We start from the raw sequence: 20,787 nt of genomic DNA, 5'->3' as shown, positions 1-20,787 counted from the left end.
TTAAGGCAATCACTGGCTTGCAACTTTGCTGCGTTGCAACAAACGAGGGGGCGTGTTAGGCGCTGGTGAGTTTGCCATATGAATTTGGATTTGCGCCGATGAGGCATACTGTTTTCTGCGTATTGAGCGTCCTCATCACCATTGTCCTGGCCCTCGTTTCGCTCCGCTATTTTACCGATTTCTGGCTGCTTTCGCTCGTTTACAGCTTCCAGATTCATCTCAGCATCGTTTGCGCCGTCGGCGCGGTCATTGCCCTCTTTTTCAAGCGGCACTGGTATGGCTTTCTGATGCTGGCGGTGGCAACCTTCCTGAATATCCACGGTGTCATCATGCTGCGCGAATTCGCCGGCAGGACGCCTCCGGAGAATGCTCCTCGCCTTTTCCGGCTAATGTCCTTCAACATCGAGAATGACAATTTTGAAAACGGTGGGCGGATTGCCGACGCCATACTGGCTTCAGGCGCCGATGTGGTCGACATCATGGAGGCCGAGCCGGTCTTTGCGCAGTTGCCACGGCTTCTGCAACTCTATCCCTACCGTATCGGCTGCGATGCGAGCGAGACATGCGATACGCTTGTGCTGTCGAAGCGTCCCTTTGTCCAGCAGGAGATCCATGACATCGGCGAGCTTTGGAAAAAGCGGCTCGTGTCGGTTTCGATCGACTTCGATGGAACGCCTGTCGATTTCCTGTTCCCTCACCTGTCCAAGCCATATTTTGATGATTTCCAGTCTGACGAACTCCAGGATCTCCCGACTTTCATGCAATCTCACACGGGGGCTCTGGTGGTCGCCGGAGACTTCAATTCCTCGATCCTCGCGCCGACGATTCAGCACTTTCTGCGCGGARCCGGCCTCACCACAGATTTCCCGGAACCAACCACCTGGCCGGTCAGCGCCGGCTCGTTCGGCATCAGCATCGACCATATCTTCGCAAGACCGCCGCTGCTCATCCGCTCGACGAGCCGGCTGGAGGACAGCTTCGGCTCGAACCATTACGGCCTAGTCAGCGATTTCGTTCGCGAATACTGAGCGCGTATCGTCATCGGAGGCGAGGAAGCCGCCCGACTGGCGTGCCCAGAGTTCGGCGTAGAGCCCGCCCTGCTTGAGGAGCGCATCATGCGTGCCTTCCTCGATGATCTTGCCGCGGTCGATCACGACAAGCCTGTCGAGTGCGGCGATGGTCGAAAGCCGGTGGGCGATCGCAAGCACCGTCTTGCCTTCCATCACGCGGTTGAGGTTCGATTGTATCGCCTCTTCCACTTCCGAATCGAGCGCCGACGTCGCCTCGTCGAGAACAAGGATTGGCGCATCCTTGAGCATCACACGCGCAATGGCGAYRCGCTGGCGCTGGCCGCCCGAGAGCTTGACCCCGCGCTCGCCGACATGCGCGTCAAAACCCTTGCGCCCCTGCTGGTCCCGCAGCCGCTCGATGAAATCGAGCGCTTCGGCGCGTCCGGCAGCCTCGACAAGGCGTTCCTCTCCGGCATCGGGCCGGCCGAAGAGGATATTGTCACGCACGGAGCGATGCAGCAGCGACGTATCCTGGCTGACCATGCCGATCTGCATACGCAATGATTCCTGGGTGACGGCAGCGATATCCTGCCCATCGATCAGAATGCGCCCACCTTCGAGATCGTAAAGACGCAGGAGAATATTCACCAGCGTCGACTTGCCCGCACCGGAGCGGCCGATGATGCCGACCTTTTCGCCAGGACGGATCGTCAGCGAAAAATTGTCGATGACCGCGTTTTCCTTGCCGTAGTGGAAGGAAACATTCTCGAAACGGATACCCGGATGCTTGATGACGAGTTCCTTCGCATCGGGGCGGTTGACGAGATGCAGCGGTTGGGAAATCAGCTCGGCCGCATTCTGAATGGTGCCGAGATTGCGCATGATGCCGTTAAACTGGGTCATCAATCGGCCGAGAAGGAAGTTCAACCGCAGAACCAGCGTCAGCGAAAAGGCGACCCCACCCGAGCTGATCAGCCCGCGCAGCCACAGATCGATGCTGAGGCCGGCCATGGTGACGATCATCAGGCCCGAGAGCAGCGCCATAGACGCACGAACCCCGGTGATGAAACGCGTGAACTTCAGCACCGTTTCCTGATAGGCGTTGAAGCCGTCAAGCATGTAGCGGTCGCTCTCCTCGTCGCGTGCGAAGAGCTTCAGCGTCTGGATATTGCTGTAGGCATCGACGATGCGGCCATTGAGCAGCGAGGCTGCCTCTGCGGTTTCACGCGAGTGATAGCGGATGCGCGGCACGAAATAGCGGGCAAGCACGCTGAAAGCCGCCAGCCAGAAGAGAACCACCGCCGCCAGCGAGAAATCGAGCTGCCCGACCAGAACCAGCGTGGTGACGGCATAGATGCCGACGAACCAGACGCTTTCCATCAGCGATGTCACGAGATCGCCCGTCGCCTGCCCCGCCGACCAGACCTTGGTAACGATGCGGCCGGAAAAATCGCTCTGGAAGAAAGCAAGCGACTGGCGCGACACATGCAGATAGGACTGCCAGCGCGCCAGATTATAGAAACCCGGCGTGATCACCTGCTGGTCGATCAGCGCGATCAGGAAGGCAACGACGAAACGGACAATGCCGATCAGCGCCAGCATGCCGAAAATCTCGCCGCCATGGGTGGCCAGAAGCGTGCCCCAGCCGGCTCCGGGCTTGATCGTGCTGAGGATGTCGACGAGGCGCCCGACGAACCAGAAGAGGGCTGCTTCGATTGCCGCCGACATGCCGCCGAGCACCAGCATGGCGATAAAGGGCCACCTGGCCTGACCGATGTAGAACCAGATGAATCCGAAAGTATTGCGCGGCGGCTGAAGATTGTCGCTGGCGCGGAAAGGATCTATCCAAGTTTCGAACAGGCGAAGGATCGGAGTGAGCAGCATCACCGCGATATAGGCCCGTTCAGAATTGCGGCAAAGAGAATATAAGGCGGACGCAACCTTATATTTTCGTAATGATCGGTAATATCGGCGTCATCTCCCTTGATACGGGTGGAAGCAGCCACGATCTCGTGCCATGATCGCGCCTTACCGGAGACCGCAGATATGGAAACGAAAACGCTCAATGCGCATCTTCCGCTTTCCCTTGCGGAAAAGCTCGACGCCCTGGCGGACGCGCTGGATGTGCCGCGCGACAGCATCGTGACGGAAGCCATCGCAAGCTGGATCGAACGGGAGGAACGGCTGCGGATTTTCACGCTTCAGTCGCTTGCTTCGAACTCGATCATCGTCGTGGAGCATCATCGTGTCATCGACTGGGCCGACAGCCTCTGCGCCGACCGAGTCCGCACGCTCTAAGCGGAAAATTGATTTCTTCGGCAGGACAAAAGAAAAGCCCTCCCCGCAGAAACGGGAAGGGCTTATTTTATTGGGCTGCGACTTCGGCCTCTTCCTCGTGATCGGCAAGGAAGCCGCCGGACTGGCGATTCCATAGATCGGCATAGATACCGCCATGGCTGACCAGTTCGCCATGCGTGCCGCTTTCGATAATGCGGCSCTTGTCCAGCACGATCAGCCGGTCCATCTCGGTTAGCGTCGACAGGCGGTGAGCGATCGCGATGACAGTCTTGCCTTCCATCAGCGCGAAGAGGTTTTCCTGGATCGCCGCTTCCACTTCGGAATCGAGCGCCGAGGTCGCCTCGTCGAGCACCAGGATCGGCGCATCCTTCAGGAAGACGCGGGCGATCGCGATACGCTGGCGCTGGCCGCCGGAAAGTTTCACACCGCGCTCGCCGACCTGCGCATCAAGCGCCTTGCGGCCGTGCATGTCGACAAGCCCTTCGATGAACTCCCAGGCATTCGCCCGTCTTGCCGCCTCGATGACGTCCTCATCGGTTGCGTCAGGACGCCCATAGGCAATGTTGTCGCGGATCGAGCGATGCAGCAATGACGTATCCTGCGTCACAACACCAATCAACGAGCGCAGGCTATCCTGCGACACATCTGAGATATCCTGGCCGTCGATGGTGATGCGCCCGGCTTCCAGATCGTAGAAACGCAGGAGCAGGTTCATCAGCGTCGTCTTGCCTGCGCCGGAGCGACCGACCAGACCGACCTTCTCGCCGGCCTTGATATCGAGCGACAGGTTGTCGATGATGCCCTTGCCCTTGCCATAGTGGAAGCCCATGCGTTCGTAATGGATCGCACCCTTCTTCGCCGTCAGCGCAGGCGCACCCGGCTTGTCGACGATATCGTGCTGCTTCGACATCATCTCCATGCCGTCATAGACGGTGCCGATGTTTTCGAAGAGCGCCGAGACTTCCCACATGATCCACTGCGACATGCCGTTGACGCGCATCGCAAGGCCGATGGCAATGGAAATCGCGCCGACCGAGATCGTGCCGTTCAGCCACAGCCAGATGGACAGGCTGGAAATGACAAACAGCGAAATGCAGTTGTTCATGTAGACGCTCATATGGAAGAGCGTCACCTTGCGCATTTGCCTGTGCACCGTGTCCAGAAAGCCGTCCATGCTCTCCTTGGCATAGACCTCCTCACGGCCTGCATGGGAGAACAGCTTCACGGTGGCAATGTTCGTATAGCTATCCACCACGCGGCCGGTCATCAGCGAGCGCGCATCCGCCTGCTGCGCCGCAATCTTGCGAAGCCGCGGCACGAAATAGGCGACGATGCCTATATAGATGCCGAGCCAAGCGAGGATCGGCAGCATCAGCCGCCAGTCGGCAGCCGCGATGATGACGATCATCGAAAGAAAGTAGGTCACGACATAGACGAAGACGTCGAGGATCTTCATGACCGTTTCGCGCACGGCAAGCGACGTCTGCATGACCTTTGTGGCCACGCGTCCGGCGAACTCGTTGGCAAAGAAGGTCATGCTATGGCGCAGCAGGAAGCGGTGCATCTGCCAGCGCGCGATCATCGGATAATTGCCGAGCATCATCTGGTGCATGATCAGCGAATCGAGACCGGCAATGAGCGGCAGTCCGATCAGCACCAGCGCGCCCATCCAGATCAGCTTGTGACCCTCATTCTGCAGGAAGGTCGCCTTATCGGCATTCGTCAACCAGTCGACGATATCGCCAAGGAACTGGAAGAGCGCCACTTCACCGACTGCGATCAGCGCCGTCAAGAAGGCCATAAGCGCAAGCCATCCCGCCGCCGGCTTGCTGTAGTGCCAGCAGAAGGCAAAAAGACCCTTCGGGGGAGCGACCGGCTCCTCGCTCGGATAGGGATTAAGTCGCCGTTCGAACCAGTCAAACATGAAATCGCTCCAGAACTTCCGCGTTCCGGCCCCGGCTTTGCGCTCTTAGGGCGCACGAAAGCACATATGGGAACCGGAGGCTCAAGGGGCGAGGCCGTAATGGCCGCGCAATTATTCAAAATGGGCAATTGGGGAAAGAAAAGCGCCTTATATGCGCCAGATCGCCAAGCGTGGCATCACGGGCGGGAGACGCATCAGCACAAATGTATCCATGTCGGCGCTCCCTGTTGGCGATTGAAGATATGCACCGATAACGCGAAAATGCCTAAATTTCCAGCCCCGACCGCTCGGAAAGTGGCCATCGACAGGTCAAAAAGCGTTCTGTTGCCTCAAAATCACAGTTCGGATAGGCAAGTTGCTTATCATCTCAACGGACAATTTCCCATGGCAGACCTCAGACTGGCGCTCTATCAACCCGATATCCCAGGCAATACCGGAACGATCCTGCGCCTTGCCGCCTGCCTGGGTTTTGCGGTCGACATCATCGAGCCCGCCGGTTTCGACATTTCCGATCGAAATCTGAAGCGCGCGGGCATGGACTATCTGGCCACCGCCGCCCTCACCCGCCATGTCAATTGGGAACGCTTCGAGGAATGGCGCGCAGCCACCGGCCGCCGCCTGATCCTCGCCACCACGAAGGCATCGCAGCGCTACACGGATTTCGTCTTCCGTCCCGACGATATCTTGCTCTTCGGCCGTGAAAGCGCCGGCGTGCCCGATCATGTGCATGAACGCGCCGACGGGCGCATTCTGATTCCGATGGTGGAAGGCCAGCGTTCGATCAACCTTGCCGTCTCCGCCGCGATGATAACAGGCGAGGCAATGCGGCAGACCGCCTGGTCGTGAACCGGCCCATGCCGATCCTTGGCGGCCTTGATGTCGCAAACGACGCTTTGAATCGACGCAAAAGCGCCTATATTAATTAGCCAGGCAATCAATAATTCTGCACAAGCAGTGAGATTCCAATGATTTACTCGACTACGGAAACGTAGACCCGAGAAAACTTCTCAAGAAGAAGAAAAAGACCAAGGCCATGGAATCCACGATCGTCATGATCAATCTGTTCGGCGCGATTGCGCTGTTGCTCTTCGGCCTTGCGCAGGTCAAGGACGGTGTTACGCGTGCCTTCGGCGCACGCCTGAGGACCGGGCTTGCGACAGGCACCGCGAACGGGCCGCGCTCGATCCTGTCAGGTTTCCTGGCAACCATCGCCCTGCAGAGTTCGACTGCGACGGCCCTCATGACGGCCTCTTTCGTGGAGCGCGATCTCATCAAGCCGCGCATGGCCCAGATCGTGCTGCTCGGCGCCAATGTCGGGACTGCCGTGACCGCCTGGATAGTCGCTACCGGCATCGAATGGCTTTCGCCACTGCTTATTCTTGGCGGCATCGTGCTCTATCGCGGAAAGTCCAGCGCCCGCCACGGCGGCGGCGCGGCCATGATTGGCATCGGCCTGATGCTGCTCTCCCTGCATCTACTGAGCAATGCGACGGAGCCCATGCGCACGTCGCCGGCACTGGCTGCCTTCATCGGCCTGCTCGGCGATGCGTGGCCGGTCGCCCTGGTTTTTTCCGCAGCACTCGCCTTTATCTCGTCGTCGAGCCTTGCCGTCGTCGTCCTGATACTGTCGCTCGCGTCAACGGGCATCGTGTCCCCGGAACTGATCATCGTTCTCGTCCTCGGCGCCAATCTCGGCGGCGCGATTCCGCCCGTTGTCGCAACCCTCTCCGGCCCCGCCTCGGCGAGACGCGTCACGCTCGGCAATCTCATCGTCCGCACCGCGGGCTGCCTGATTGCGCTGCCGCTTGCCGGCTATGCGGCGCCGCTGCTTCAAATGCTGCCCTTCGGCCCCGCCAAGCTGCCGGTCGATACGCATCTGATCTTCAACATCCTTCTTGCCGCCGTGGCCTGGCCCTTTTCGCGGATGTTGGCTGTCTTTACCGCCCGCCTCGTGCCTGATGACGTGCAGCCGGATCAGGGTCCCAAGTTTCTCGATATGCAGGAGCTGTCGACGCCCGTCGTGGCCCTTGCCAGCGCGACGCGCGAAGTACTCGGCGTCGGCGATCTGATCGAACGCATGCTCCTGCGCGCTTCCGATGCCTTCGAACACAATGACATGTCCAAGCTCGCCGAAATCCCTGCGCTCGAAAAGCGCGTGGATCTGCTGCAGCAGGAGGTGAAGGTCTATCTCTCCAAGCTCGGCCGCGGCGGGCTCAGCGACGAGAATGCTCGCCGGTCTATCGTTATCATCGACTACGCGATCAATCTCGAGCATATGGGCGACATCATCGAGAAAGGCTTGCTGGAGCAGGTCGGCAAGAAGGTCTCGCTCGGCCTGAAATTCTCCGAAGACGGCTACAGGGAATTGCGCAAACTGTTTGATCTGACGATCGACAACCTGCGCGTCGCCCAGACGATCTTCGTCACCCGCGACTTCAATCTCGCCCGGCAGATGATGGAAGTGAAGGTCGAGGTCCGCCGCATGGAAAAGCAATCGGCCGAGCGACATCTGGAGCGGCTGCGCGACGGGCGTGCCGACAGCCTCCAGACGAGCTCACTTCATCTCGATATGCTGCGTGACCTGAAGCGTATCAATGCGCACATCGTCTCAGTGGCGCATCCGATCCTCGACGAAAGCGGCCTTCTGATCGAAAGCCGCCTGCGTGATGCAGCCGAATAAGTTCAATCGGCGGATGGCAAGCGACGCATGGTGAATTCGATCTGGTCGCCTTCCAGCTGGCGCCAGCTTTCCACTTCGGTCCAATAGGCGGCTTTCGGATATTCGTCGAACCATTCGCGCGCCTTGGCGCGGGCTTCCAAAAGCCCCATCCGGTATGTTTCGCGGACAAAATGATCCCTCTCGCGGGCGGACGCCTCTGCCCGATGCTTTGCTATTCTGCGCTTCAAGCCTTCGAAGGGCGGAGGCCCCGGAATTTTTGCCATAAAACCTACCTCTGCATGAAAAGTAGTATCGAAATCCGCCCTTTGCGAGTCGAATCTTGCAGGCGCTTTCCACTGCTGGCAGGCTTCTGCTGCACCTGCTAAACCGGGATTGTAATCAACAAAGAGCGAATCGCATGGAAAGACCGGAACTGCCGATCGGCCTGCCCGAAGACATCGAGGACAAAAAGACTGCCGCCCGTACATGGTTCGAGGGACTGCGGGACACGATCTGTGCTTCCTTCGAAGCGCTGGAGGATGAACTCGAAGGCCCCCTCTCCGATCAGGAGCCCGGCCGCTTTGTCGCCAAAGACTGGTCGCGCGAAAACGGTGCAGGCGGCGGTGGCCGCATGTCGATGATGGAAGGCCGCGTCTTCGAAAAGGTCGGCGTTCATACATCCACCGTCTATGGCGAATTCGCGCCCGACTTCCGGGCACAGATACCGGGCGCCGCCGAAGATCCGCGCTTCTGGGCGTCGGGGATTTCGCTGATCGCCCATCCGGTCAATCCCAACGTGCCGGCCGTTCACATGAACACCCGCATGGTCGTCACCACCAGCCGCTGGTTCGGCGGCGGCGCCGACCTGACCCCGGTTCTCGGTCGCCGCCGCACGCAGGAAGATGAAGACACACAGCTCTTCCACAAGGCCATGGAAATCACCTGCCGTAACCATGCGGTCGCCGATTACGAGGCCTACAAGAAATGGTGCGACGACTATTTCTTCCTCAAGCACCGCAACGAGGCGCGCGGTGTTGGCGGCATCTTCTACGACTGGCTGCATTCCGACGAGGAAGCCGGCGGCTGGAAAGCCGATTTCGCCTTCACACGTGACGTCGGCCGGGCCTTCGCCATGGTTTACCCCAAGATCGTCCGCTCAAACTTCAACAAAGACTGGACGGAGGCCGACCGTGACGAACAATTGATTCGCCGTGGCCGCTATGTCGAGTTTAATCTGCTCTACGACCGAGGGACGATCTTCGGCCTGAAAACCGGCGGCAATGTCGAATCCATTCTTTCTTCCCTGCCGCCCGTCGTGCGCTGGCCATAAGCCGGCGCCAAGCATGCGGGCAAAGACCGGCATGCTGATAAAGGCAAACCTGCTGGTAAATTTGAAATACTATTCCGGTAAAATCGCGTTGAACGGCCTTCATCAGAACTGAGTGCGTCCTAAATTAGTCTCTGTGCGTTACAATCGGAGGAGGATTGTCATGACGGTACAAAGCAGCTCGCCTGCTTCTGCAGATATCCAGGAAACGTCCCGCGCAATCGAAGCGCCCGAGTTTCTAACGCGCATCGCCGAAGACTTGAGAGCGAAAAGCGGTTCCGACCTGCCGCTCTCCTGCTTTGTCGAGCAGGTGAAATTGCAGCTCGCAGGCGGCAAGACTCCGGAAGAACTTCAACAGCAGGCAACAGGTGCTGCCAACAGCAACAGGCCTGCGCACCTTTCGGAGACTTACATGGCCTGGGCAATGCCCCATCAATAAACAGAGCCTTTCGGCCGGCGTCCAAGTCGGCCGAAGCTTTCTCCCCCGGAACCTTCTCCGTTGCCGCACATTCCTCAAACGCGCGAAAGCGCGATGGTTTTGTATTTCAGAGACAGGAGAAGACCATGCGACTTTTCGAATGCGGTACACTCGTTCCCGGATGCGATTGGCACACCAGGGCCGACAATGACGCTGAAGTCGTTCGCCGCGCCGTCGAACATATGAGAACAGCCCACGGCGAAACGACCATTCGCGAAAACATGGTGGACAATATCAAGGCCCGCATCCGCGACGAAGCGAACGCGGCCTGATCTCAACCTGCAATCTCCGAGAGCCGGGCGAGCAATGCCGCCCGGTCGGAGACAAAATTCTCTTCCACCCACTGGTTTTCCAAGGTCGACAGGATTTCACCGACCTTCGGGCCGGCCTGTATGCCCGTGGCCATCACATCTGCGCCGTTCAGCGGAAACTGCGGCTTCTTCCAGATGCGTGCATGATCCAGAAGCTTCGAAAGCCGCGCCGAACGGCTCATCTCATCAAAACTACCATTCTCTGCCTTGCCCCGAGCAACGCCAAGCGCCAGTTTCAGCCGCACGATGATGCCGTCCACGCCGTTTCTGTAGAGCAGCTTCTCGAAGGCGGCGGCGGAAATCTCGTCATTGACCGGGGCGGCTTTTGCCCAGGCCCTGAAATAGGCGGTTTCCGCATTCGAAAATTTCAGCCGTGCTGCCAATTCCTCCAGCCGCACCGGATCGGGCGGAATGATCGAGGCCAGCCGCAGCAGCGGATCAGGCTCCCAGCCGAGCGCCTTCTCGGTCGCAACAAGCGCGGGAATGGCATCGATGCCCCATTTTTCCGTTTCCGGCAGGATTTCCGAGAGAACTGCAACCTGCCGCATCCAGAGAAGCGCGCGGCCTGGATCTTCCGCCGACAGGAGCTTTCTGAGCTCCGACCAGACCCGTTCGGCCGACAGCGTTTTCAGCTTCGAACGCGCTGAGGATGACGCTCTCAGCCCTTCTGCATCGGGCCGTCCGGAACCGTACCAGGCGAAGAAACGGAAGAAGCGCAGGATGCGCAGATAGTCCTCGGCGATCCGCGTCGCTGCATTACCGATGAAGCGAATATTGCGCTTCTCGATATCATCGAGCCCGCCGATGAGATCGATCACCTCGCCCGCAGCATTTGCGTAAAGTGCATTGATGGTGAGGTCGCGCCGTTCCGCATCCGATTGCCAGTCCGCGCTGAAGGCCACCTTGGCGCGACGGCCATCCGTTTCCACATCGGTACGCAACGTCGTCACTTCGAAGGGGCGGCCATCGATGACGAGCGTCACCGTTCCGTGGTCAATGCCGGTCGGTACCGCCTTGACGCCAGCAGCAGCGGCCCGCTCCATGACTGTTTCCGGCAGCAGCGTGGTGGCGACATCGATATCGGCGACCGCAAGCCCCATCAGGCTGTTGCGCACCGCGCCACCGACCACACGCCCTTCCCCGCCATCGGCGTTCAGTAGCGCAAAGACCCGACCGAGCGCCGGATCCTGAAACCATGCCTGGTCGGCAACAGAGGTCATGCATAAAGCCTTTCATAAAGCGTGCGGACGATGCCGGCGGTGATGCCCCAGATCATCCGCGTTTCATAGGGCATGCGGTAGAAATGCCGGTCGATACCATCAACTACCCGCTTGTCCCGTGTGTGATTGGCAGGATTCATCAGGAAGGAAAGCGGCACCTCGAAAACGTCGTCCACTTCGATCGGATTGAGCTGCAGCGAAAAACCGCGTTGCACAACGCCGAGAACGGGCGTGATGCGGAACCCGGTGGACGACAGATAGTTCGGCAGCCGGCCGACCGTCTCGACGAAGCCGCCGCCAAGACCAATCTCCTCCTCGGTTTCGCGGATCGCGGCCATCTCGGGCGAGACATCCTCGGGATCGATCGAACCACCGGGAAAGGCGATCTGGCCAGAATGCTTGCGCAGTGTCGACGTTCGCTTGGTGAAGATCACCTTCGCCTCTTCGCCATCATCGACGACGGGCACCAGCACGGCCGCATCACGGAGTTTCAAGGTCTCGGCCAGCGCAACGATATCGGGATTGAGCACATGGTCGCCATGGTCGCGCCAGGCGTGATCGATGGGTGCACCGATCTGATTGAGCGCACGGCGACGGAACTCGGCAGCCGAAAACGGGGGATAGGTCTTGCTGATCGCTTCACTCATCGGGAGGCTGCTTCCAGTTCGTCGGCCGGCATGATCGGAAAAATCTCACCACCGGAGCGAACGACGAACATCTCCCGGCCGGCAACCTCGGCCACCTCTCCGAGTTCGACCAGCTCATACATCACGGCGCGTGACACCAATGCTTCAAGCCGGCCCCGCACATGCAGATAGGGCTTTAGTTCACTGTCTTTCCCATACTCTGGCCCATGATCCGGAAAGCGCAGAGGGTGATCCTTGCCGGCCTCGATGACATCGCCGACATTGGTGCGGAAGGTCAGAACCTGCTGGCCATCTCGCTCACTTACATTCATCTCGACGGCCACAAAGGGTGCGTCAATGACCCTGATGCCGACCTTTTCCACAGGAGTTACGAGATAGGTTTTTCCGTCTTCGTCCTTCCTCAAAACGGTCGAAAAGAGCTGGACCAGCGGAGCCCGGCCGATCGGCGTGCCCATGTAGAACCATGTGCCATCCGCCCGAATTTCCATGTCGATATCGCCGCAAAAGGGCGGATTCCATTTCTCGACAGGCGGCAAGCCGCGCTTTTTGCCGGATTTCGCCTCGGAAGCGCGCGAAATCAGCGCGGCAAGCCCCGCTGCATCTGCCGTATGCCTCATTTCCTCGGCTGCCATTCTTCTGTCCCGGTTTGCTCTTAACAAAATAAAGTCACGAGATAGTCATTTGAAACAAACTTGTCAGCCCGCAACATCTTCATAACTGTATCGGGTATGAGGCACGCCTATTAAAGTCAGACGATTCGCAGCCGAATGATTTCAGCCGTTGGAGATGCCCGTGGGTATGATCAAGACCGAAGCCAGCCTCGATGAACAGGCGATTGTCGCCGCCGCAGAAAGAGCGCTCTCCGATATCGCCGCCATCCGCACGGAAGTTTCCAAGGTCATCTTCGGTCAGGAAAGCGTGGTTGAAAACACGCTTCTCGCCGTTCTCTCCGGTGGTCATGCACTCCTCGTCGGTGTTCCCGGCCTTGCCAAGACGAGGCTCGTGACAACGCTCGGCGAAGTCCTCGGCCTTGCCGCAAACCGTATCCAGTTCACGCCCGACCTGATGCCTTCGGATATCCTGGGTTCCGAAGTGATGGACCAGGACGAGAGCGGCCGCCGCTCCTTCCGTTTCGTCAAGGGGCCGGTTTTCGCCCAGCTTCTGATGGCCGACGAAATCAACCGCGCTTCGCCGCGCACCCAGTCGGCACTTCTGCAGGCGATGCAGGAATATCATATCACCATTGCCGGCCAGCGTTATGACCTGCCCTCACCCTTCCACGTTCTCGCAACGCAGAACCCGCTGGAGCAGGAAGGCACCTATCCGCTTCCCGAAGCCCAGCTCGACCGCTTCCTTCTGCAGGTCGATGTTCACTATCCCGAACTTGCCGCCGAGCGCCAGATCCTTCTGGAAACGACGGGTCTCACCGAAGCCAAACCCGAACCGGTCATCAATGCGGCACGCCTGTCCGAAATCCAGACGCTCGTACGCCAGATGCCGGTCAGCGATACCGTCGTCGATGCCATCCTCTCGCTCGTGCGCTCAGCCCGTCCAGGCCAGGGCAATGCCTCCACCGACAAGCATGTGGCCTGGGGGCCTGGCCCGCGCGCCGGCCAGGCGATGATGCTGTGCGCCCGCGCCCGCGCGCTCTATGAGGGCCGTCTGGCGCCCTCGCTCGACGATATCTACGCTCTGGCCGAGCCCGTTCTCGAGCACCGCATGGCACTGACCTTCGCCGCCCGCGCCGAGGGCATGTCGGTGCGCGACGTCATCGCCGGACTGGTCAAGCAGGCAAAGGGATAAGGAAGCGCTGCGCGTGGCATCCATCGGACAGATCGTCAACCCGACGCCCGGCAGCGATGCCCTTTCCCGCGCAAGGCAGCGGGCTGCCCTCGTGCCGGATTGCCTGGTCGAAGCCAAGCGCATCGCCAACACCGTGATTGCCGGCTGGCATGGCCGCCGTAAACGCGGTATCGGCGAGAATTTCTGGCAGTTCCGCCCCTATAGCGAAGGTGAAAGCCTGTCGCGCATCGATTGGCGCCGCTCCGCCCGCGACGACCATACCTATGTGCGTGACCGCGAATGGGAGGCTGCCCACACAATCTGGCTCTGGGCCGACATGTCGCCCTCCATGATGTACAAGTCGACCTATGGCAGCGTTTCCAAGGAAAGCCGGGCGCTGGTCATCATGCTGGCGCTTGCCGAGATCCTCGCCCGCTCCGGCGAGCGCATCGGCTGCCCCGGCGTGATGGAACCTGTCTCCGCCCGCAATGCAGCCGAAAGGCTGGCAGCCGCCCTGATGCACACGCCGCTGACTGGCGGCCTGCCCGAAACCGCGATGGTGCGCGGTTGGAGCGATCTCATCCTCATCGGCGATTTCCTCGATGACGCGCCTTCCATCATGGCTCGTCTCGGTCCGCTTGCCCGCCGGGGCCTGCGTGGCCATGTGGTCGAGATCGCCGATCCGGCCGAGGAAATCTTTCCCTATAACGGTCGCACCGAATTCACCGATCCGGAAACAGGCGACAGGCTGACCTCCGGGCGGGCGGAGAGCCTGCGGGAAGCCTATCGCAACGCCTATCTCGCGCGACGCGAAGATCTCGGCCAATCGCTGCGCCATCTCGGCTGGACCTTCGTCAGCCACCGCACCGATCATCTGGCGTCCGAAGCGCTGGTTGCCGTCCATATGTATCTTTCCGGCATGCCGGCAAAGGCAACGCATGGAGGACAGTTTTGAGCGCGCTTCCCTTCGCCTTCGCCTATCCCGCTATCCTCGGCGCGCTGATTGCCCTGCCCGTCATCTGGTGGCTGCTGCGGCTCACCCCGCCGCGCCCGCAGGCGGAAGTCTTTCCGCCGCTGAAAATCCTCGCGACTGTGCTGAAGCGCGAGGAAACGCCGGCGAAAAGCCCTTGGTGGCTGACGCTGCTGCGCATGCTTCTGGCAGCCGCCATCATCTTCGCGATCGCCGATCCGGTCTTCAATCCGCGCACCAGCTCGCTCGCATCGGGTGGTCCGCTCGTCCTTTTCGTCGACAATAGCTGGGCTTCGGCACCCGATTGGGAGCGCCGCGTCCAGACGGCCGATGCGCTGATCGACGATGCCGAGACTGCCGGCGCTGTCGTCTCCATCGCCTTCACCGCCGACCCGACCAATAACGCGACACCCGGCACTGCGGCTGCCGCCCGCGAAAAGCTCCGCGCCGCCGTGCCGAAACCGCTCGTGCCGGATCGCCAGCGGGCTTTCGAAGCGCTGCGCGCCGCCCTGAACGGCACGCATCCCGGCACGCTTGCCTTCCTCACCGACGGTGCAGCAAGCAGCGACAACGATGCTGTCGTCCGTCAACTCTCCGACCTTCGGCCCGCCGAACTGCGCGTGATCGAAGGCGATGCTGCCCAGACGGTAGCAATCTCGGGCGCCRCCAATACGGCCGATGCGATGACGGTCAAACTGACCCGCCTCAGTGCCAGTGGCGCGGCCTCCGTCCCGCTCAATGCACAGGACGCGCAGGGCCGCGTGATCGCCACCGGCAGGGCTGACTTCGCCCCCGGCCAGACGGCCGTCAATGCCGGCATTTCCGCCCCCTTCGAGATGCGCAACGATTTTGCCCGCGTCAGCATCAATACCGGCGCCACCGCAGGCGCGGTGCATCTGCTCGACGATGCCTTCAAGCGCCGCAGGGTCGTGCTTCTCTCGGGCGAAAGCGGCGATGAATTCCAGCCGCTGCTCTCCCCGCTCTACTACATCCAGCGGGCGCTCGAACCCTATGCGGACCTCGTGCGGCCGACCGATGCCGATCTTTCGGTCGCGATCCCGAAGCTGCTCGCCAACAATCCTTCGATCATCATCATGGCCGATATCGGCCGCTTGCCGGAGGATACCTACGCGCCCCTGCAGCGCTGGATATCGAACGGTGGCATGCTGCTGCGCTTTGCCGGCCCGCGCCTTGCCGCGGCACCTGCCGAAGATCCGCTGATCCCTGTCACCCTGCGCCAGGGGGAACGTGCGCTTGGCGGCAGCCTGTCCTGGAGCGAGCCGCAAGCGCTCGCCGAATTCCCTGGATTCAGCCCGTTTGCCGGCATACCGCGTCCGACCGACGTGACGGTCAACCGCCAGGTGCTGGCAGAGCCGACACCCGATCTCGCCGAACGCACATGGGCAAGCCTTGCCGATGGTACGCCGCTCGTGACCATGAACAAGATGAATGCCGGCCAGATCGTGCTCTTCCATGTGAGTGCCGAAGCGACCTGGTCGAACCTGCCGATTTCTGGCACCTTCGTCGAAATGCTGCGCCACCTCATCCAGATCTCCCGTTCCGGCGGAGTAACCTCGGAATCATCGGGCAGTGCGCGCGTTGCCGAAACACTGCCGCCCTTCCGCATGCTGACCGCCAAGGGCATCCTGGTCACCGAAACCGGCAATGCCCGTCCACTGATCCCGAATGCCAAGGCAGCACCCATTGCCAATTTCGACAATCCACCCGGCCTCTATGGCTCCGAAGATGGCTTCACGGCACTGAACGTTCTGCCCGACAATGCCGAGCTGAAACCGCTCGACATCGATGGCGTCAATGTCGTGCGCGCCGGCCTTGTCGGTGGCGAAAGCTGGTCGGCCAAGCCCTTGCTCTTCTTCATCGCCTTCCTGCTGCTTCTGGCCGATAGCCTGGTCGTGCTCTTCATGAACGGCGCCTTCTCCCGCCTGCGGCCGCGCGCCCGGGCTGCGGCGACGATCGCCGTGGCACTTGCGGCCGGCCTGATGTTGCAGCCGGACATCTCGCATGCCAATGACACCCAGCCGGGCGACGACATCATCATGCAGCGGCTCGACAATACCCATCTCGCCTATGTCGTGACCGGCGAACAGGATGTGGACAATATTTCTGAAGAGGGGCTCAATGGCCTCACGAGATTCCTGACCTACCGCACCACGCTGGAGCCGTCCCCACCCGTTGGCATTGACCTGAATAAGGACGAGTTATCCTTCTACCCGATCATCTACTGGCCGATTTCGGCAACCGCGCCGATGCCGTCCAACGCCGCCATCAGCCGTATCGACGCCTATATGCGCAATGGCGGAACGGTGCTTTTCGACACGCGCGACCAGTTCGACTCCCTCGAAGGGGGCAGCGACACGACCGCCAACGGCCAGCGCCTGCAGCAGATCCTCGCCAATCTGGATATTCCGCCGCTGGAACCCGTTCCGCACGACCATGTGCTGACCAAGTCCTTTTATCTTCTGTCCAGCTTCCCCGGCCGCTACGCCGGCAGCCCGCTCTGGATCGAGGCGCGGCAGGGCGGCCAGAACCAGAACAGCGCCAATAGGCCGGCCGCTGCCGCAGACGGCGTCTCGCCGATCCTGATCACCGCAAACGATTTTGCCGGCGCGTGGGCCGTTGACGACAATGACACCCCGCTGCTGCCCACTGTGCCGCCGGATGAGACGCAGCGCGAATATGCCTTCCGCGCCGGCGWCAACATCATGATGTACATGCTGACCGGCAACTACAAGACAGACCAGGTTCACGTGCCCGACCTGCTCGAACGGCTGGGGCAGTGATATGACGCTCGATTATTCACCCTTCCTGCCCTGGCCCTTTTTGGCGGTACTGACCGGCATCGTCCTCCTGATCGCCGTATTCGCGATCTGGCGCGGCATACGCGGCGCATGGATCCGCACGCTTGCGGCGATGGCGCTACTGGCAGCACTTGCCAATCCAGTACTGCTGCAGGAGGACCGCGACCAGCTTTCGACCATCGTCCCCGTCATCGTCGACCGCAGCCAGAGCCAGCAGACGGCCGACCGCATGAAGATGACGGATGATGCGCTGGCATCCTTGAAAACCCAGCTCGCCCGCTTTCCGCAGATCGAGCCCCGCTTCGTGGACGTGAACGAGGACCGCAATTCCGACGTGCCCTCCACACGCCTCTTCGAGGCCCTGTCGGCTTCGATCGCCGATGTACCGCCCTCGCGCGTTGGCGGCGCGATCATGCTGACGGATGGCGAGGTGCATGATGTGCCCGGCGTCAATCAAGCACTCGGCTTCGACGCGCCGATCCATGGCCTCATCACCGGCAAGCCGAACGAGTTCGACCGCCGCATCGAGGTCATCAAGGCGCCCCGCTTCGGCATCGTCAACGAGGAGCAGCAGCTCGTCCTGCGCGTCTTCGACGACGGCCCGAGTCCCGGCGGCGCTGCGAATGTGACAGTGCGCCTCAACGGCGATGAGATCGCCACCCTGCAGGCAACACCCGGCCAGGATACACCCTTCTCCTTCAAGGTGACCCGCGGCGGCCCGAACGTGCTGGAATTCTCCGTCGCCGGTATTCCCGGCGAAGTGACGGATGCCAATAATCGTGCCGTGCACATCATCGATGGCATCCGCCAGAACCTGCGCGTCCTTCTCGTCTCGGGCGAACCGCATGCCGGCGAGCGCGCCTGGCGCAATCTCCTGAAGTCCGACGCGTCAGTCGATCTCGTGCATTTCACCATCCTGCGCCCGCCGGAAAAGCAGGACGGCACGCCGATCAACGAGCTGTCGCTGATCGCATTCCCAACCCGAGAGCTCTTCGTCGACAAGATCAAGGATTTCGACCTGATCATCTTCGACCGCTATCAGGATCGCGCCAATGTGCTGCCGATGCTCTATTATGACAACATCGCGCAATATGTGGAAAATGGCGGCGCATTGCTGATCGCCGCCGGTCCTGAGCATGCAAGCCCGGAGTCGATCGCCATGACCCCGCTTGCTTCCGTACTGCCGGCAGAGCCAACCGGCCGGATGATCGAGCAGGCCTTCTATCCCCGTCTTTCCGAACAGGGCCGCAAGCATCCCGTCACTCGCGGGCTTGACGGCTCCGGCGATGAGCCGCCGCATTGGGGCCGCTGGTTCCGAAGCGTCGATGTCGAGCGGCCGCAGGGCCAGACCGTCATGGTCGGTGCCGACAACCATCCGCTGCTGGTGCTCAACCGCGCCGGCCAGGGCCGTGTCGCCATGCTGCTTTCCGATCAGGGCTGGCTCTGGGCGCGTGGCTTCGAGGGCGGCGGCCCGCACGTCTCGCTCTATCGCCGCATCGCCCACTGGTTGATGAAGGAACCCGCACTGGAGGAAGAGGCTCTGACGGCGCGCACCTCCGGCCGAACACTGGAAATCACCCGCCAGACGATTGGCGATGCCCCCGGAGACGCGGTCGTCCGCTACCCCTCGGGCAGGACCGAGAACCTGCCGCTGACGCAGACCGAGCCCGGCCTCTACAAGGCCGAAAAGCGCATGGACGAAATCGGGCTTTTCGAAATCCGCAACGGCGATCTGACCACGCTCGCCCATGTCGGCGCCGTCGATGCGCCCGAATTCAAGGCGATGATTTCGACGACCGCTGCGTTGAAGCCGATCACCGACAAGAGCCGCGGCCTCGTCACGCGCGTCGTCAACAGTGCCGGCGCCATCACTGTCCCGCCCATCCTGCCGGTGCGCGGCCAGGTGCGTGTGGCCGACAATGATCGCATGGCGATCCGCATGACCAATGAGACCGTGCTGAAGGGCATCAATACCTTGCCACTCTTTGCGGGCTTCGCAGGTGTCGGAATTCTGCTTCTAGCCTTTGGCGCCATGTGGTGGCGTGAGGGGCGGTAACAATGCCGGAGTTCGAACTCACCGCGTCCCCTTCGCCGGAAGAGCTCGCCGTCATCACTGATGGCCTTTCGGCCTTCAATACCGAGGATGTCGGTCCGTCCGAACGGCAGACGCTTGCCGTTCTGATCCGTGATACAGATGGCAAGGTCTCCGGCGGTCTGTCGGGCTACACCGCCTGGGGCTGGCTCTTCGTGCAGATGCTCTACATTCCCGACATGCTGCGCGGCAGTGGCATGGCAGGCAAGATCCTCGCGAAGGCGGAAGAAGAAGCCGCCGCCCGGGGCTGCCGTGGCGCCTGGATCGATACGTTCAACCCGCATGCGCTCAGCGCATACAAGCGTCAGGGCTATGAAGTCTTTGGCGAACTGCCCGATTTTCCCGAGGGCAGGACGCGGACCTTCCTCAAGAAGAGGCTCTGACGAGAGCAATTCCAGCAAAAGTGCGCAGCTGTTTTGCGTCCGGAATTGCGTAAGAACAAAGAGATAGAGTGTTTCCGTGATCCGAAGAAGAACGGAAATGCTCTATCGCCGCCAGGCGATCGTGCCTTTCAGCCGCGCATGCGTATCTTCCGCGATCGGGACCACGAGCACACGGCCCGGATCGACGGGACCGGGAAAAGTCAGTGCGCCATATGCGACCTTCTCGAAGCCGAGCGGGCCGTAATACGGCGGATCACCGACGAGGATGATGGCTTCCGAACCCTTGCGTTTGGCGGCCTCGACCGCGATGCGCACCAGTTCGCGGCCAATGCCCTTGCTCTTGTGCGACGGCCGCACGGCAAGCGGTCCCAGGAGATGGCCTTTCACCGTTCCGGCCAGAACCGGCGTCATCCGCACCGAAGCGATCGTCTCGCCGTCATCGGCGCAGATGAAGGAGAGCGACAGGTCATGCGGTCCCTGCTCGCGAATACGGGCAGCGGCGCGCGTGTGCCGGCCGGGGCCGAATGCTTCTTCGTTGATGAGTTCAATAGCCGCGTCGTGAGACGCATCCTCAGTGAGGTAGACGAGATCGTGCTTGTACATGAGCATGGGAACAGAGACCGTATAGACGCAGATGTGGGTTCGCGAACACGCCGTCGGGCGTTCGGGAGCATCAGCGTCGTCGCAGGCCTCTGAGAATAGACATCAAGCAGGATTCCAGAAATTTGTGAGGAAGGCGGATAGCAGGAAAAATTTCCGTCGTCCATTGCAAAAATTCGGCCAAGAATTAAGCGACCGAGACGCAGTGTTCAATTTTTGCCGACCTGCAAAAAGCGGTGTGCTGCGATATCTATGCGAAACGAACAA

At 60.8% G+C, this 20,787-nt stretch carries 18 protein-coding genes and 1 pseudogene; 12 read left to right on the top strand and 7 right to left on the bottom strand.

Annotated elements, in window-relative coordinates:
* Positions 1 to 98: 98 nt before the first annotated feature.
* Positions 99 to 1,028 (top strand): endonuclease/exonuclease/phosphatase family protein, encoded by a 930-nt coding sequence (locus AC1DTN_RS04995; protein WP_477920048.1) that lies wholly within the window; start codon positions 99 to 101, stop codon positions 1,026 to 1,028.
* Here the strand turns inward: AC1DTN_RS04995 and AC1DTN_RS04990 are convergent.
* Complete coding sequence (locus AC1DTN_RS04990; RefSeq protein ID WP_477920070.1) at positions 999 to 2,894, bottom strand: ABC transporter ATP-binding protein; 1,896 nt, start codon at positions 2,892 to 2,894, stop codon at positions 999 to 1,001. The two genes, AC1DTN_RS04995 and AC1DTN_RS04990, sit on opposite strands and share 30 nt — an antisense overlap.
* A gap of 162 nt (positions 2,895 to 3,056) precedes the next feature.
* Here AC1DTN_RS04990 and AC1DTN_RS04985 point away from each other — a divergent pair, with 162 nt between their 5' ends.
* Entirely contained in the window at positions 3,057 to 3,308 is a 252-nt protein-coding gene (locus tag AC1DTN_RS04985) for a CopG family ribbon-helix-helix protein (RefSeq protein ID WP_007824443.1), read from the top strand.
* A gap of 67 nt (positions 3,309 to 3,375) precedes the next feature.
* Here the strand turns inward: AC1DTN_RS04985 and AC1DTN_RS04980 are convergent, their stop codons facing one another.
* Positions 3,376 to 5,232: an ABC transporter ATP-binding protein gene (locus AC1DTN_RS04980; protein ID WP_477920047.1), complete on the bottom strand. Its 1,857-nt coding sequence runs from the start codon at positions 5,230 to 5,232 to the stop codon at positions 3,376 to 3,378.
* 384 nt (positions 5,233 to 5,616) lie between these two features.
* Between AC1DTN_RS04980 and AC1DTN_RS04975 the strand changes: the two genes are divergently transcribed.
* A complete protein-coding gene (locus AC1DTN_RS04975) occupies positions 5,617 to 6,078 on the top strand; it encodes a tRNA (cytidine(34)-2'-O)-methyltransferase (protein ID WP_310386939.1) in 462 nt (153 codons plus the stop codon).
* A 187-nt stretch (positions 6,079 to 6,265) separates the two neighbouring features.
* Positions 6,266 to 7,912 (top strand): Na/Pi cotransporter family protein, encoded by a 1,647-nt coding sequence (locus AC1DTN_RS04970; RefSeq protein WP_442206990.1) that lies wholly within the window; start codon positions 6,266 to 6,268, stop codon positions 7,910 to 7,912.
* A 2-nt stretch (positions 7,913 to 7,914) separates the two neighbouring features.
* Here AC1DTN_RS04970 and AC1DTN_RS04965 read toward each other — a convergent pair whose 3' ends face one another.
* Complete coding sequence (locus AC1DTN_RS04965; protein WP_037100062.1) at positions 7,915 to 8,175, bottom strand: hypothetical protein; 261 nt, start codon at positions 8,173 to 8,175, stop codon at positions 7,915 to 7,917.
* Positions 8,176 to 8,309: 134 nt separating this feature from the next.
* Between AC1DTN_RS04965 and hemF the strand changes: the two genes are divergently transcribed.
* The 3 genes from hemF to AC1DTN_RS04950 all read left to right on the top strand — a co-directional run bounded on the left by hemF (position 8,310) and on the right by AC1DTN_RS04950 (position 9,968).
* Positions 8,310 to 9,221, top strand: coding sequence for an oxygen-dependent coproporphyrinogen oxidase (hemF, locus tag AC1DTN_RS04960; protein WP_029868581.1), 912 nt, complete (start codon positions 8,310 to 8,312; stop codon positions 9,219 to 9,221).
* Between the two features lie 160 nt (positions 9,222 to 9,381).
* On the top strand, positions 9,382 to 9,657 hold the full coding sequence (locus AC1DTN_RS04955; protein WP_029868580.1) for a hypothetical protein: 276 nt from the start codon (positions 9,382 to 9,384) through the stop codon (positions 9,655 to 9,657).
* Between the two features lie 125 nt (positions 9,658 to 9,782).
* Positions 9,783 to 9,968 (top strand): DUF1059 domain-containing protein, encoded by a 186-nt coding sequence (locus AC1DTN_RS04950; RefSeq protein ID WP_007824454.1) that lies wholly within the window; start codon positions 9,783 to 9,785, stop codon positions 9,966 to 9,968.
* 2 nt (positions 9,969 to 9,970) lie between these two features.
* On the opposite strand, the gene AC1DTN_RS04945 is transcribed toward AC1DTN_RS04950, so the two are convergent.
* The 3 genes from AC1DTN_RS04945 to AC1DTN_RS04935 are packed head-to-tail and all read right to left on the bottom strand — an operon-like array spanning position 9,971 to position 12,506.
* Complete coding sequence (locus tag AC1DTN_RS04945) at positions 9,971 to 11,227, bottom strand: CCA tRNA nucleotidyltransferase (protein WP_442206991.1); 1,257 nt, start codon at positions 11,225 to 11,227, stop codon at positions 9,971 to 9,973.
* On the bottom strand, positions 11,224 to 11,874 hold the full coding sequence (locus AC1DTN_RS04940; RefSeq protein ID WP_029868578.1) for a CoA pyrophosphatase: 651 nt from the start codon (positions 11,872 to 11,874) through the stop codon (positions 11,224 to 11,226). The genes AC1DTN_RS04945 and AC1DTN_RS04940 overlap by 4 nt, the downstream gene beginning before the upstream one ends.
* Positions 11,871 to 12,506 (bottom strand): DUF1285 domain-containing protein, encoded by a 636-nt coding sequence (locus tag AC1DTN_RS04935; RefSeq protein ID WP_442206992.1) that lies wholly within the window; start codon positions 12,504 to 12,506, stop codon positions 11,871 to 11,873. The genes AC1DTN_RS04940 and AC1DTN_RS04935 overlap by 4 nt, the downstream gene beginning before the upstream one ends.
* A gap of 160 nt (positions 12,507 to 12,666) precedes the next feature.
* Between AC1DTN_RS04935 and AC1DTN_RS04930 the strand changes: the two genes are divergently transcribed.
* The 5 genes from AC1DTN_RS04930 to AC1DTN_RS04910 are packed head-to-tail and all read left to right on the top strand — an operon-like array spanning position 12,667 to position 19,920.
* On the top strand, positions 12,667 to 13,677 hold the full coding sequence (locus AC1DTN_RS04930) for an AAA family ATPase (RefSeq protein WP_037100272.1): 1,011 nt from the start codon (positions 12,667 to 12,669) through the stop codon (positions 13,675 to 13,677).
* Positions 13,678 to 13,690: 13 nt separating this feature from the next.
* The gene (locus tag AC1DTN_RS04925; RefSeq protein ID WP_442206993.1) at positions 13,691 to 14,611 is read left to right on the top strand and encodes a DUF58 domain-containing protein; all 921 of its coding nucleotides are present in this window, start codon (positions 13,691 to 13,693) and stop codon (positions 14,609 to 14,611) included.
* Positions 14,608 to 17,427, top strand: a complete 2,820-nt coding sequence (locus tag AC1DTN_RS04920) for a DUF4159 domain-containing protein (protein ID WP_477920045.1) — start codon at positions 14,608 to 14,610, stop codon at positions 17,425 to 17,427. The genes AC1DTN_RS04925 and AC1DTN_RS04920 overlap by 4 nt, the downstream gene beginning before the upstream one ends.
* A 1-nt stretch (position 17,428) precedes the next feature.
* The gene (locus AC1DTN_RS04915; protein WP_442206995.1) at positions 17,429 to 19,501 is read left to right on the top strand and encodes a hypothetical protein; all 2,073 of its coding nucleotides are present in this window, start codon (positions 17,429 to 17,431) and stop codon (positions 19,499 to 19,501) included.
* Positions 19,502 to 19,503: 2 nt separating this feature from the next.
* Entirely contained in the window at positions 19,504 to 19,920 is a 417-nt protein-coding gene (locus tag AC1DTN_RS04910) for a GNAT family N-acetyltransferase (RefSeq protein WP_442206996.1), read from the top strand.
* 102 nt (positions 19,921 to 20,022) lie between these two features.
* Here AC1DTN_RS04910 and AC1DTN_RS04905 read toward each other — a convergent pair.
* A pseudogene (locus AC1DTN_RS04905) lies at positions 20,023 to 20,594 on the bottom strand (GNAT family N-acetyltransferase).
* Between the last annotated feature and the right edge of the window lie 193 nt (positions 20,595 to 20,787).

This window comes from Rhizobium sp. 01T444, assembly GCF_056398305.1.
Note: the sequence above shows the minus strand (reverse complement) of the source record. Positions and strands in the feature narration are given on the sequence as shown.